Annotated in this window: 10 protein-coding genes; 7 read left to right on the plus strand and 3 right to left on the minus strand. The window is 55.8% G+C overall.

Annotated features, from left to right (window positions below):
* The 7 genes from AD928_RS14960 to AD928_RS06270 all read left to right on the plus strand — a co-directional run.
* On the plus strand, positions 1-305 hold a 305-nt coding region (locus AD928_RS14960; protein WP_407639264.1), incomplete at its 5' end, for an anti-sigma factor family protein.
* Between the two features lie 136 nt (positions 306-441).
* A complete protein-coding gene (locus AD928_RS06250; protein ID WP_062249140.1) occupies positions 442-2,442 on the plus strand; it encodes an OPT family oligopeptide transporter in 2,001 nt (666 codons plus the stop codon).
* Positions 2,443-2,524: 82 nt separating this feature from the next.
* Complete coding sequence (locus AD928_RS14750; RefSeq protein WP_156470123.1) at positions 2,525-3,724, plus strand: hypothetical protein; 1,200 nt, start codon at positions 2,525-2,527, stop codon at positions 3,722-3,724.
* Positions 3,711-4,262 carry a hypothetical protein gene (locus AD928_RS14755; RefSeq protein ID WP_156470124.1) on the plus strand — a complete coding sequence of 184 codons (552 nt, stop codon included), beginning with the start codon at positions 3,711-3,713 and terminating at the stop codon, positions 4,260-4,262. The genes AD928_RS14750 and AD928_RS14755 overlap by 14 nt, the downstream gene beginning before the upstream one ends.
* A 72-nt stretch (positions 4,263-4,334) precedes the next feature.
* Positions 4,335-5,315, plus strand: coding sequence for a glycosyltransferase family 2 protein (locus tag AD928_RS06260; protein ID WP_062249144.1), 981 nt, complete (start codon positions 4,335-4,337; stop codon positions 5,313-5,315).
* Between the two features lie 101 nt (positions 5,316-5,416).
* A complete protein-coding gene (locus AD928_RS06265) occupies positions 5,417-7,147 on the plus strand; it encodes a hypothetical protein (RefSeq protein ID WP_062249146.1) in 1,731 nt (576 codons plus the stop codon).
* 217 nt (positions 7,148-7,364) lie between these two features.
* Entirely contained in the window at positions 7,365-8,426 is a 1,062-nt protein-coding gene (locus AD928_RS06270; RefSeq protein ID WP_062249148.1) for an acyltransferase family protein, read from the plus strand.
* 92 nt (positions 8,427-8,518) lie between these two features.
* Here AD928_RS06270 and AD928_RS06275 read toward each other — a convergent pair whose 3' ends face one another.
* From AD928_RS06275 to AD928_RS06285, 3 genes are all read right to left on the minus strand, one after another.
* Complete coding sequence (locus AD928_RS06275; RefSeq protein WP_062249150.1) at positions 8,519-10,918, minus strand: TonB-dependent receptor; 2,400 nt, start codon at positions 10,916-10,918, stop codon at positions 8,519-8,521.
* Between the two features lie 450 nt (positions 10,919-11,368).
* Entirely contained in the window at positions 11,369-13,714 is a 2,346-nt protein-coding gene (locus AD928_RS06280; RefSeq protein ID WP_062249152.1) for a glycosyltransferase family protein, read from the minus strand.
* Positions 13,715-13,764: 50 nt separating this feature from the next.
* Complete coding sequence (locus AD928_RS06285; RefSeq protein ID WP_062143679.1) at positions 13,765-14,580, minus strand: universal stress protein; 816 nt, start codon at positions 14,578-14,580, stop codon at positions 13,765-13,767.
* Between the last annotated feature and the right edge of the window lie 149 nt (positions 14,581-14,729).

A 14,729-nucleotide genomic window follows, 5' to 3' on the forward strand; every position in this document is an offset into this window, starting at 1 on the left:
GGGTTGTAGCAATCAACGGTTGGTATAACGCAGGCTACCAGCTTACAGGCGGCCAGCTTGTCACGACCGATCATGGTCCTGCCTGCCTGTTTTTCTACACGAATGAGCGTGGTGTCCGGCTCTCCCTGTTTGTGCGGCCGATGTATCGGGTAGATGTGACGGCCCCCATGCGGCCCATGCGGCATGTTCCCGGCTACCTCTGGGCGCAGGACGGGCTTGGGGTCAGTCTCGTCTCTGACGCCCCCATTGCCGGCCTGCACGGGCTGGCCAATCATGCCCGCGATTTGATGGGAGAACCGAGCTGAGCCGCGGCCCCGCTGTGGCTTTCCCACCATCTTTTCCTATCTCATTGCCTCTCCGGTTCATTCAGGGGAGACAAGCGGCATCAGGCAGCGTATCGAAGCGCTTCATGATGTCTGATGCTGCTGCGAGGCTCCGGGTATGACCGCTCCATCCCCCCTGCAAACCCCTTCCGTGCGTGAACTGACTGTGCGCGGGCTGATTCTGGGGGCGCTGATTACCGTCGTCTTCACCGCCTCCAATGTCTATCTGGGGCTGCGGATCGGGCTGACTTTTGCCTCCTCCATTCCGGCGGCTGTCATTTCCATGGCCGTGCTGCGCGCACTGGGGCGCAGCACCCTGCTGGAAAACAATATGGTGCAAAGTCAGGCCTCGGCAGCGGGCACACTCTCCTGCGTGTTTGCCACCTTCCCCGGCCTGATTATGACCGGCTTCTGGCACAGCTTCCCCTTCTGGCAGACGGCGGGCCTCTCGCTGGCCGGGGGCATTGCGGGCGTGCTGTTTACCATCCCTCTGCGCCGCGCTCTGGTGACGGAAAGCGCCCTCCCCTACCCGGAAGGCGTGGCAGCAGCAGAAATCCTGCGGGCCGGGGGTGAGAACGGAAACAGCAAAAGCCTCTCCGCCCTGATAGGCGGCAGCGTTGTCGCCGGACTCTTCTCCTTTGCCTGTAGCGGCCTGCAACTTCTGGCCGATACCGTGAGCGTCACCGGCGTTGCCGGGGCAGCCGTGTTCCGTTTTACCGGCGGCCTGTCTCTCGCCCTGCTCGGTGCAGGCTATCTGGTGGGGCTGGCCGGTGGGCTGGCCATGCTGCTGGGCTGCGTGCTGGCATGGGGCCTTGGCGTGCCCTGGCTGACCGCCCACATGCCCAACCCGGAGCATCTGGATGCCGCGGCCTTCGCCAACGCAATGTGGCTGCATAAGGTCCGGTTTATCGGCGCCGGGGCCATTGCCATTTCCTCCCTGTGGACACTGATCGAGCTGATGGGGCCCGTCCTGCGCGGCCTGAGCAGCGTGTTCCGGGGCCGGAGCGGCTCCGTGGTACCGGATGCAGACCGTGACCTTTCCCCCCGCACCATGATTGCTCTTCTGGCCGTCACTGTTCTGATGCTGGGCGGCCTGTTTGCAGCCTTTCTGGCCCCCATGGCGCATGGCATCTGTCCCGCCGTGTGCGCGGCGGTGCTGTTCTGCGTGGTGTTCGGCTTTGTGATGGCCGCCGCCTGCGGCTACATGGCAGGTATTGTTGGCTCATCATCTTCCCCCATTTCCGGCATTATCATTATTGCCGCCGTGCTGTGCGCGCTGATGATTCTGGGGCTGGAATCCCTCGGTCTGATGCCTGCGGAAATGATGGCAGATGGCCAGACGCTGGCGACCGGCTTCACCATCCTGCTGCTCTCCGCCATTACCGCGACCGTTGCTATTTCCAACGACAACCTTCAGGACCTGAAAACCGGCCAGCTTGTCGGGGCCTCCCCGTGGAAGCAGGAAGTGGCGTTGATTGCAGGCTGCGTGGTGGGCGCTGCGGTCATCCCGCCAGTGCTCAACCTGCTTTATCAGGCTTACGGCTTTGCCGGTGCCCCCATGCCGCGCCCCGGCATGGACCCCGCCCACGCGCTGGCCGCCCCGCAGCCCGCGCTGATCGCCATGATTGCGAAGGGGATTTTTACGCAGTCGCTGGACTGGAGCATGCTCTCCATCGGCTTCGGGCTGGGCGCTGTGCTGATCGGGCTGGACCTGCTGCTGCGCCGCCGCCATCTGGCCCTGCCGCCGCTGGGTGTGGCAGTGGGCATCTACCTGCCCGCATCCGTGAGCGTCACGCTGGCAGTGGGCGCTGTTCTGGGCTGGGTGCTGAACCGCAAGCTGAAGGAACGCCGCAGCACGACCGGCGGCTTTGGTGAGGCCGACCGTCTGCCGGAAACCGTGACAGAACACGACGCCAGCATCGGCACCATGATCGCCTCCGGCTTTATTGTGGGAGAAAGCCTGATTGGCGTAGCACTGGCCGTGGTGTCCGGCGCATTGGGGCGAGATGACGTCCTCTCCCTGGCCCCATGGCTGCCCGCCGGAGCCCCCGCCGTGCTCGGCTTGGCCGCTTTCTGCGCCGCATGTTTCTGGTTTGCCCGGAAAGTGCTGCAAAAATAAAAGCTGGGCTTTCTCCTTGCATGAGGTATTTACACACCATTCCACATTATTTTGAAGAAAAGCTCCGAGGCTTACCGCATCCATGCCTGACAACCAGATAGATTCTTCGTATTTTTCATTTCAAACATTTTTCAGAATAGCTCTGTCGGGCGCAATTCTGCTCGCTCTGCGGGCGTTCATACCCTTATTTATCGGCTATTATATTCAGCATGAGGACCCGGCCTACTTGTGGGATTGGGGCGGCTATTTCAACATGTACCAAAATTTTGGCAACATGATCCGCCACAAGGAGCCATGGTTTTCAACGCTCCTTACAAGCATTCGCAATGATGACTACAATCTTTTCCCCATTTCTTTTCTTGCGCCTTTCTCACTTGTCTTCCAGAGCAGTCGCTTTGGATATGTATGTGGAATCAGCCTTTGTTACCTGATTCCCACAGCATTCATCTCTGCATTCTCCCTTCTTTCCATGATGTCTTATGACAAGAAACACTTCCGTTTTCCTGTCACTGGGACATCCTTTCTGTGTGTCTTTGCATTTTTCCTGACGTTCTACCCGTTCTGGGCCCCCACTCTGCGTGGTCTCCCTGATATTGCAGGGCTTATTCCCCTCGGGTTAGCAACTCTTCTGCTGATGCGAAGTCATTTTCTCACAACGGCCTCCTGGAAAACGCTTGTTGCTTTTAGCGTTTTGGTCTGGTTGCCTTTTGCCCTGCGACGCTGGTACGCCTTTTCCATTCTGGCAATGCTTGCAGTTGCTTGTATTCTGGCTGTCTTGTCTGCTTTTCAGTCTGAAAACAGAAAGAAAGAAAGTATTATTCCACATTGCAAGAGCATATGGCCTGTGTGGAATAGCGGTGGGCATTTTACTGATTACTTTTCAGAACCACCTTGTTTTCAGAATTTTGCATACATCATACCAAGAAGCTTACGCTGGGTATCATATTGCCTTTTTAATGCAACTCCAGCTTCTCTATACAACAACGGGACCGTGTTACACGGCCCTGTTTTGGTGCGGCGTTTTTCTGGCCATCAAAAACAAAAATATCCCCATCTTGTTTTGTGCAAATACAGCCATCCTCACTTTTCTGCTTTTTTCACATACACAAGCTCTCGGCATCCAACATGTTTTGCCTATTTTTTTCTGGGCTGCACTCGTTGGCGGCTATCCGGTTCTATGCCTTTCCCGCATAGTCTCGGTCACTGGGCGCTCTCTGCTGACAGCAACACTCCTGGCTTACGGTCTCCTTGCGTCAGTCATCGTGTTCGTGCCCCAGGCTGATGGCCGCCTGCAAGGCGTATTCCCCCTCTTTTCAAAGGAACGCATTGCACCACTTTATGTTGAGCACATGTCGGAATACACTCGGCTTATCACGCGTCTCAAAGAGCTGACCAAAGATGGCGACACGTTTGCTGTATTTGCTTCCAGCGCCGTTCTGGCTGATAGCTTGCTCTATGAATTTGATCACTCGCTTGAAAAAAATCTCGTCTGGGCGTCACAGGTCGATGCGCGCGACCATCTCAACCTGAAGGAGCTTCGTGCTGCTCTTGCCATTGTGACTGACCCACCTGTCACGCATCTCGCAAAAGGGTCTCAGCAAGTCATCACGCTCCCCAATGAGTGCATTTTTCATCAACACGATTTTGGAACCGCCTATCAGCAAGTCGCGGGGCCGTTCTCTCTGGCTGAAGGTCATAAAGCCTATATTTATCACCGGACTCGACCTCTCTCTGATGAAGATATCCAATGGATTCAGGAACAGCTGAACCACACCTACCCTACATGGAAATGGAACCGCGCAGCAGGGATGATTGAATAAAACACCTTCATAGCCCAACTCCAGAAATGATCTCCTGTTTTTACAGTTTTAACTTCCTGAAAGTGCTCCCTGATGCCGAATTTACTACGCCCTGCCCCACGTCTTGCGATTGTAGTCCCCTGCTACAATGAGGAAGAAGTTTTTGCTTACTGCCAGCAAGAACTGAGTGCGCTGCTGTACACTATGGCGCAGGCTCAGATGGTGCAGCCGGACAGCTTTTTGTTGTTTGTGGATGATGGCAGCCGGGACACAACATGGGAGCAGATCAAGACAGCATGTGAGACAGAAACCTGCGTGCAGGGCTTAAAGCTTTCCCGCAATGAGGGCCATCAGTCCGCTCTGCTTGCGGGGCTGGCCGCCGCAGCCCCGCAAGCAGACGCCATTGTCAGCATTGATGCCGACCTTCAGGATGACATCCAGACCATTCGCCGCATGGTTGAACGCTATCGTTCAGGGTATGACGTTGTGTATGGCGTGCGGGAATGCCGCCAGACGGATACATGGTTCAAACGTACCTCGGCGGAAGGCTTTTACCGGCTGATGGCCGCCATGGGGGTCAAGCAGGTTTTCAACCATGCAGACTTCCGTCTGCTCAGCCAGCACGCTCTGACTGAGCTCCTGCGCTATACGGAACGCAACGCCTATATCCGGGGCCTTGTGCCACTGGTGGGCTTTCCCTCCACAGAGGTGGCCTATGCCCGAGGCCTCCGCACCGCTGGTGAGTCCAAATACCCGTTGAGCAAAATGCTCGCTCTGGCCGTAGAGGGCATTACCTCCATGACCATCACTCCCTTGCGGCTAATTGCCACACTGGGACTCTGTATCTGTCTGCTCTCAGTAGCGGCGACATTTTATGTGCTGGTCAGAAAATTCAGCGGTAACACCGTTGAAGGCTGGCCCTCCATCATCCTATCCATTTTCTTCATGGGCGGCGTGCAGATGCTCTCTCTGGGCATTATTGGGGAATATGTTGGCAAGATTTATCTGGAAACCAAACAGCGCCCCCGCTTTCATGTGGAAAGCATGATCCAGCCTCCCTCTCAAGACCATTAAAAACCTCATTCACCGGGCTTTTTTTATATTCTCGTCCATGAAAAAAGCCTTTCGCAATTTCTTACAGCCTCTGTAAGTGCGTCAGGAGCCATTCGTTCGCCATGTCTTACAACAATACAGATGCCGTTTTTCCAAATTTCAAAAACTGCTTTGGATTACGAAATTTACTAATACTGCTCTCCGGGGCCGTCGTTCTAGCTCTCGTTGTAACAGGATATTATCTGAAACATGAAGATCCAGCCTATTACTGGGACTGGGGCGCGTATTTTGACATGTATCAGAATTTTGGACAGACTGTCCGCCATAATAATCGCTGGTTCGCCCGCCTGCTCGTCACCATCCGTAATGATGATTACAATCTGCTGCCCATCTCTTTTCTTGCCCCGCTTTCAATAGCGTTTCAAACCAGCCGCTGGGCCTATATTGCCGGCATTACCATTTTCTATCTCATCCCCGCAGCCGCCGTCACAGCCATATGCGCGGCCTTTTGTGTCACGGGGAACAAGAATAAAAACACAGCACTCCCCGGCAAGGCCGGGTTTGCCGGGCTGTTTCTCGCGGCACTTATTTTCCATCATTACTGGGCACCAACACTCCGCGGGCTGCCAGATATTGTCGGGCTTATTCCGCTCGGACTTGCCACCCTTCTGCTCATGCGCAGCAAATTTCTCACTCAGGCATCATGGCGCACCATTCTGTGCTTTGCCCTTTTGGCGTGGCTCACCTTTGCTCTCCGCCGCTGGTATGCTTTTTCCATCGTCTCCATGATGGTCATGGCAAGCCTGATGGCAGCCCTAACGCTCATCACTCAGCAGGACCGGAAAAAGCATTTTTACCATCTGGTCAAAGCCTACGCGGCAACGGGCATCGTAATTGTCATCCTGCTGACCATTCTGCAGCATACGCTGGTCCACAGAATTCTCGTCACCTCCTATCAGGAGGCCTATATCGCCTATCAGGCGCCTTTCATGTCGCAGCTCAATACGGTCCTTTATAGTATCGGGCCGTTATACACTCTGCTTTTCATTGTTGGCATTGGTCTGGCGATCATAAACAGAAATCAGTTCGTCCTGTTCTGCGCCAGCTGCGCTATTCTGACGTTCGTACTGTTTTCCCGCACACAGGCCCCCGGCATTCATCACCTCCTGCCCATTTTCTTCTGGATGGTGGTTGTCAGCGGTTACACTGTTCTAATGCTGTTTGCCCATCTTTCAGGCTGGACCGTCAAAATAGGGACAGCCGCGCTGCTGGTTTATGGTGCGTTATCCTGGGGCATTGTCTTTTCTCCCGCTCTCAGCGCCCGGTTGCAGCCGTTTCATTCCACTTTCCCCATGGAGCGTCTTTTCCCGCTGCATGTTGAAAATATGCCGGAATATACAAAACTTATTGCGCAGATTAAAGCGCAGACCAAAAATGGCGAAAAATTTGCCGTCTTTTCATCAGGCGGAGAACTGACAACCGCTGTACTTTTTGCGTTTGACCACTCTCTGGAACCCCAGTTGGCATGGCCATCCCAGATTGACGCACGGGATCACATGCTTCTTGCGCCTCTGGAAGCCCCCCTCGCCATTGTGACCGATCAGCCCATCACGCATCTCGCCCCCAAAGATCAGCAGGTTATTACCCTGCCGAACGACTGTATTTTCAATCATCATGATTTTGGAACAGCGTATCAGCAAGTGGCCGGTCCCTTCGTGATGTCGGAAGGGCATAAGGCCTATATCTACCGCCGTACACGCCCGCTGTCCGATGCGGATATCGAGTGGATACAGGAGCAACTGAACCACAGTTACCCCGCATGGAAATGGAACCATGCCGGCATGATAGAGTAAGTCCTCTCCCACCGCCTGCCCGGGCCGCCTGATTGCATCAGGCTAGGTCGAGCATGGGCATCACTGGCCTCATCCCACACTACTCATCCTCATATCGCCAGATTTCAGACAGCAACGGTCTGAGAAAAGCATCTCAAATTGTTTCCTTGCTGGCATTTCAGAGAAGTTCATATATAAATTTAACTAATCCTGAAATATTATACGGTAGCAAACAAATATGGCTCTGCCTGAACAACAGAATACCCCAAGACGGTTTTATGCCTTAGATGGCCTCAGAGGCATTCTGGCGCTCAGTGTCATGCTCAGCCACATGGTTGGCGTTGTCACAGGCTGGAGTGAACAACGGCCTTTAATTGGTGCCTATATCAGCGTGATTTACTTTTTTATTATGTCTGGCTTTGTGCTGACTTATGCCCACAAAACCAATCATAAATTTCTATATTTCTTCCTTTTAAGGCTCGCCCGCCTCTGGCCTCTTCATTGTGTAACAACCCTCACGATGATTTTAATCTATGCCTATAATAGCAGGCATATGGGCTATGTTGCAGGGCATTATATTTTTGACTGGAAAGTCATCCTGCAAAATCTGTTCTTCCTGCATGGCGTGACACCACACCAGTTTCCGCTCATCAATGATCCTTCATGGAGCATCAGCATTGAATTCTGGGCGTCTCTTTTAATTCCCTTGATTTTTATCAGAATAGAGCCGTTCAAAAGACTGTTGATTGCGGGCACATTCATTCTTCTTCTGTGCATCCAGTCCGCTGCCGGATTTATTGATATGTCCTTCCGCGGCATGTTCCCGTTCCTGCTTGCCTCATCAGCTATCATGCTGGGGTCTGCCGTCTATGCGCTTCTGACGCCGGAACGAATTACCAAAATCACGACAAAAAACAGTTTTGAAGTCTTCCTGTGGATCTGTTTAGCCAGTTGTCTGGTTGGCATTTACGGGCAGTTCCACAACAAACTGGATTATTTGTATATCCTGCCGTTTATTCCCCTCATGCTGATTGATTTTCAGCCTGAGTCCTCACTGATCAAAAAGGTTTTCTTGTCTCAGCCAGTGCAGTTTTTCGGGTTTATCAGCTTTCCGTTATACCTGATCCATTCATCGGCTATCATTATTGGCCTGCAATACAGATCAGACAGTCCTGTGCTGTCCATCCTGATGGCTGGAGGTCTCTCCATCGTTATCTCATATCTGTATGCTGCGTTCATTGATATTCCGCTTTATCGCGCGATGAAGAGCAAAATCAAAAACCTGTGCCACACGCCGTAACTGAGACGTAGCACAGATCACACAGTTCGCGTCTCAGCACATCTGACCCCTTTTACGATCATGACGGATAAAGGGGGCAGAGTAGCTCCCCTTTAGTAAGTCATAGAAAGATTAAACAGGAACGACCGGCCAACCGAAGGTGTTACGCGGTTGCTGAACAGGTTACCGTAGTTCAGGCGGTTGGCGAGGTTGTAGCCGTTCATGGCTATTTTCCAGTTCGGGCCAAACTGGTGGGACACCACTGCGTCAAACTCAACGTTTGCCGGGACACGAGCCGTGTTGGCCGGGTCCAGAAACACGCCTTCACGCCAGGTTACGCCACCGCCCATAGTCAGGTTATAGGGCTTTTTGGGCGCAATTTCATACGTGGTCCACACGGTTGCCTGATTGCGGGGCACATACTGCACCTGCTTGCCAATATCCGCCGCAGTGCCGCCTGTCGTCTTGCTGTCATACTTGGCGTATGTGGCAATCATGTTCCAGTTTTTCAGGATCTGGCCGGACACACTCAGTTCCACACCCTGGTTGCGCTGGGTATCGCCAGAGTCCGTCACCGTCCCGGTGCTTGGGTCGGTCAGCATGGAATTGCCTTTTTCCAGACGGAAGACGGAGGCCGTAAAGCCAATCCGGTCATGGAACGCGGAATATTTGGCCCCCAGTTCATACAATCTGCTGCGCTCCGGCTGAAATTTGGAATTCTTGGGAGACAGCGGCTCAGAACTGTTGGTGACGTAAAGGCCCATCGGCGTGGTGGATTCAGCCCAGTTGAAATACACCATTGCATGGTCGTTCGGCGTGTACATCAGGCTGACATTCGGGTTGAACGTATCCTGCTTCTGGCCCAGATGCGTATCCGGCGTCGTGGCGACACCGCCCGTTGCACTATAATTGCTGCTCCAGTGGTCCCACCGGAAACCGGCCTTAACCGAGAACCACGGCGTCAGCCACGCCTGCTCGGAGAAGAACGCGCCAACATCCGTCGCTGCACTGGTTTTCCATTCCTTTTTACCCACGCCGTTAGGAATATTCACAAGATTGTTCGGGTTCAGGGAGCCCACACCCACATCCAGCCCGGGAACATAGGCCGTCGGGTTCAGCAGGCTCGCCCACTGGCGTGCTGAAGGATTGTTATACGCATAGTTCCTGCGGCGATCATAAATATGCTCAATATCCACACCGGCAATCATCTGGTGCTTGATGCCGCCTGTATTGAAGTTGGCCACCGCAGAGGACACGTTCTGCACCGACCAGTCATCCTGCTGGTACGGGTTAGGCCCACCGACCCCGCCAATACGGGAAACAAGAGCCGTTTCCGGGTGGGATGAGAAAAGAGCGCTGGTGCAGGTCGCGTTACAGCTTTCCTGAGATGCCGAGAAATACCGGCTATACATCCCGCCGCGTGTATCATTGTAGACGGTAATGTGCGGGTTAACTTCCCACTTCAGGCGGCCCGTCAGCATATCAACGTTGGAATCATCCTGGTCAAACGTCGTGCCATACCAGGTGGTGCGCCGCACGCCATATTCCGTCACCGGTTTACCGTAGGAGGCCCCCGGCTTTGTCACCACAGGCACACCATAATCCGGAATGCGGTTATCCGTCTGATGGAAATATTCTATGGTGTAATTAACTTTTTTCCCAAGACCGAAGATAATAGACGGCGCAATACCCCAGCGATGGGAGTAGACGGCATCCCGCCCGACCATATCATTTTCGTTCCCCATACCGGTTACGCGCACGGCAATGGTGTCGGTAATCTTATGGCTGAAATCGAGCGTGCCACGGTAATAAGCCCCGCTCCCGCCGGAGAAGCTGGCCCCGATATGATTCTGATCATTCGGCGTTTTGGTGGTGATGTTAATCGCACCACCCGTGGTGCCGTTACCAAACACCTGCGAGGATGGCCCCTTGATAACCGTCACATGGTCATAATCAAAGGAATCGCGCGTATAAACACCAAAGTCCCGCAAGCCGTTTTCATAAATATCATTCTGGGCGGCAAAACCACGGATGAGGAACTGATCGCCCGCCATCCCGCCTTCACCCTCACCCACGGACGCCGTAATGCCCGGCACGTTCTTGAGCGCTTCATCCAGTGACTTGACGTTCTGCTGCTGCATGAGGAGCTGCGGCACAACATCAATGGTCTGCGGCGTGTGCAGCACATCCTGCGGCATACGGCTGATGCCAATGGGCGTGCGCAGCGTGTTCATGGGGGAGGCCGTCACAACCCAGTGTTCGGACTCTGAGCCGTCATTTTCCTTAACCAGTTCCGGCCCCTTCCCTTTCGGGTTGGTCAGAACGGCCTGCGGCTGTGCGGCTTTTGTTGTCGCGGCTTTTGTAGCGTCAGCCGGTGCGCGCGGGGGCAGAACAGGCTCTTTTCCCGTAGCGTCATCCGCCGCCATGGCCGGGAAAGCCGAACCACATCCCAAAGCCAGACCAAAGGCCAGAGGCGCCGGGTGAAGGCGACGCCGAATAGTGTGTTTACTCATGGATGAAGCAGCCTGTTGCAAATTAAGAGCATGAAGATGCTTTGCCATAACAGCGGATGATAATGATTCGCAAATTCAGCTTGTGCATAGCAGTCCCGCTTACATCTTTTTGCGAGTCATCACTCAGCCGTAACGGGGGGCGTTATCAGGGGGGAATTAAGGCTTCCTTCCCCTCCCGTTTTACGATGCCCACATCGCATCTGCCATGCGGCGCACTCTTTTAAAGACTGCTGATAATTTCATTATGAAATTCAGAAGGCGTTAACCGAGCGCCTTAAAATCGGCACCCTCAGAGCAGACAGGAAGCACAGGCTCCGTGCCTTCACATGCTCTCCCGGAAGGCCTCTACCACCAAGAAACATCCCCCTGCCGAATACAAAAAACTGGACAGCAGGGAGATGTTAAAAACTATTTTATACTTCCTGAGGACACTTCATCACGCAACACCACTTACGCTCTTCTTGCAAGCACACTGGCATCACGCAGGGCCACAACATCCCCACGCATCTGTCGGCCACCGGCAAAGCCCAACCCAAGCAAAGCCAGTCCCGCCAGAAAACCAGCCCAGCCCCACGCCATGAAGGGCGGCGTAAAGCTGAACCGAATATCGGCATGCCCCGCAGGCAGGGCAATGCGCTCAAACAAACCATCCTCAACCGACGGCACCACGCTCTGGCCATTTACGCTGGCTGTCCAGCCCGCCATCATCAACTCTCGCCGAATGAGGAAAGACGGCGCGGCGCACTGCGTTTGCACCTCGGTCTGGGTGCGCGCCTGCACGCTGCATCCGGGGCCAGCCTCAAAATACGGGGCAGCATTGGGGAGGCGATACACGTCGGCTGTCGGGTCAGCATAAATCAGCTTCAGGCGGTTTTCCGGGGCCAGCGCCTCACTGCCCGGCAACGGGAAGCCATGCGGCACCAGCGCTAGAGCCACACCCAGTTTTTCAAAAACCTCCGGCCTTTTGGCCAGTGTTTCCGCCAGAAAGAACTGGCCGCCGGAGCGGTTGGGCGTAATGCCATCAAACGTCACCGCATCCACATCCGGGCCAAAATCATGCTTCATCCGCTCGACCCATGCGCTGGGCATGGGCACACCATTATGGTTGAGGGACGGCAGACGGAAATACGCGCCGTAGTTAGGGGCAATCACCCCCATGGTCACAAAACGCTGTAAACCCAGCTCCCGCTGCACGGTGTTCAGTAAGGGCGTGTTGCGCGGTAAGGGCGCACGCACACAGAGCAACGGGATGCAGAACAGCAGGAGCGCCTCACCCAGCACCCCCGCGCTCACCAGCGCCACGCGTGCCCGCGCGGACTGCCAGCGGCCCCACCCCAGAAAACCCGCAGCACACAGCGCAACTACGCCGACCCCGAGCAGAACGGACCCGGTCTCATACCCCCATGTTGGCACAGGGCCGTGGCTATAACCGCGCAGAGCGTCACGCGTCGGGCCGTTCAGCCGCCATGCGCCAAAGGCTGCCGCTGCAAGTGCCACACTCGCCCACGCGACAGGCTTTTTAAAAACAGTCCTAATCTGCGTGGACGTAAACGCGGCAGGCAGACTGAACAGATCATCCAGCCCAAAGGCCGCCAGTAGAATAAGCGCGGCCTGTTCCGACGGAAAACACAAACGATAGAAAATGGTGCGGCCCACACCGGGCAACAGATCCACCAGCCCGGTGATAATCGGCAGGTTGGCCTGCTTGCCCATACACACCAGAACATAGCCCGCCAGCATCAGGCGTGCCGGGCGCTCGCGTTTGCCAAACAGGGCAACCAGCGCCAGCCAGGGCACCACCAGCCCGGTATAGCCGCCCATGGCCCACCATGCGCCAAACTGCTCTCCGCCACCGTAAAAAAACAGGCCGTTAATGTAGGGGAACAGCGCCATAGCCCAACTAGCCTGCGGTAAAGCGGCGTCCAGCACACCTGCATGCGGGCCAATCCATGCGTCCCGCAGGAAGTCGGCAAAGGCTACCAACTGCGGCGCTGCCAGCAAAAGGGCCGCAGCCCCACCGGCCATAATGCGCAGGGCATACGGCCAACGTGTTGCTGCCGGTTGCTGCACCAGCCGCAACACCGCCCAGCACAAACCCAGCGTGCCGACCAGAAACGCTGTTTCCGGAAAGCCGGAGAGCAACAGATAGCCCAGCCCTACAGCCAGCCAGCCCCAGCCACCCACGCCAACATGCGTTCTGGCGCGCTCGATCCCAAACAGCACCAATGGCAAAAAGGCCAGCGGCTGACTTGGCCCATCCGAAGCCCATGCATACGTGCCGTTAAACGCATAGAGTAATGCGCCCAGCAGAACGGCCCGCTTATCCAGACGCAAGGCCCGCAGAAAGGCGTACATCGCCAGCCCGGCGACAATCTGCAGAGCAATCTTCATCAGCAGTAAACCACCGGGAAAGCCCAGCAGCAGGACAAACGGCAGGAAGAACGCGGCAGGCTGATACTCACCCGCCAGAGGCATCCCCACCCCGCTATAGGGATTCCACCAGGGCAGGATACCCTGCCGCCAGTCAGACGTCACCAGATGCCCCAGCGCCTGCACAATCACACCCGCACAGCCATCAATCCAGCCGGGCAGACCGGGCAGCAGGCCGCCTTCCAGCCAGTCCCGGCGGGTGGTAGTCGCCACGGAAAGGACGGAAAGCGGGTCGGACGTCATCTGCCCGAACAGGGCGGGGCCGATCAGTTCAGGAAGGTGAACGAGAACAGGCAGCAGCACCAGCAGCGCGACGTGCCAGAGCGGCCAGCGACGCGACGCCGGGCGGGAAAAAGCGATATCCATAGCTCCACTTTAGCAAGAAGCGGGCCACTCTCCTACACAGCCCATCGCCTTTAATGATGCAGAAAGACCGGAATATTGGGATGGTGCAGCATATACTCGGTAACGCTTCCCATAATCCGGTTATACAACATGCCATGCTGGTAACCGCCCATCACCAGCAGATCGGCTTTTTCATCCTGCGCAATGTCCAGCAGTTGCTGCGCCACGGCATCCGTTCCGTGCCGATGCGGCAGATGCGCACTTTCATACGCAATGCCAGGCAACAGATCCGGCGGCATGATTTCCCCTTCCGGAGAGAGAACCGTTACAGTTTCCGCATGGGCCAGCAGCATGCGGGAGGCCGTAAAGGCCCTGCGGCAACACGGGGAATCCCGCCAGGCCATCAGCACCGTGCGCCCGCACGGGCGGTCCCAGAATGGCGGCACCAGCAGCAGCGGGCGATTTGTCTCAAAAATGGCAGACCGCAGCGCCCGGTGTTTTTGCTCACTGTCCCTGCGGTCGGGGAAGCTCAGGAGGATCAGCCCGGCATCTCTGCCATAGCCGTTGATAATCCGCTCCACGGCAATTTCCGGGTCCAGCCAGTTGACCTCCACAGCAGAAAGCCGGTCCGCCGGGGAGCCATATTCCTGCTCAAGCCACTGATGAAAGGTGGCATGCAGGCTGGCCGCCCACTCCCGCTGGTCCTGCCGCATGACAAAAGCGCCCTCATCGGTCAGCCCCATCGGGCCCCGGCCGTCATGGGGTGGCTCGCGGGCCGCAAGCACATCAATCCGGTCCCCTCCCACCTGTTTGATCAGGGACGCCGCGAGAGAGAGCAGGACTACAGCCTGATCAGGCTGGTTCAGGATAACGAGGCAGCGTTGCATAAAAACCGTCCTTCTTCTGTTCCGTCCCTGGCGCACAGACATGCGGCAGACGCGCTCTGCCTCATGGAGACGGTTCCGGTTCAAACCTCCATACGCCCAAAAGTTCCCGCCCAGCGCATGCCACCCTCTTCACCATTGCAAGTCTCGCA

Origin of the sequence: Acetobacter cerevisiae (genome assembly GCF_001580535.1) — a bacterium.
Taxonomy (GTDB): domain Bacteria; phylum Pseudomonadota; class Alphaproteobacteria; order Acetobacterales; family Acetobacteraceae; genus Acetobacter; species Acetobacter cerevisiae.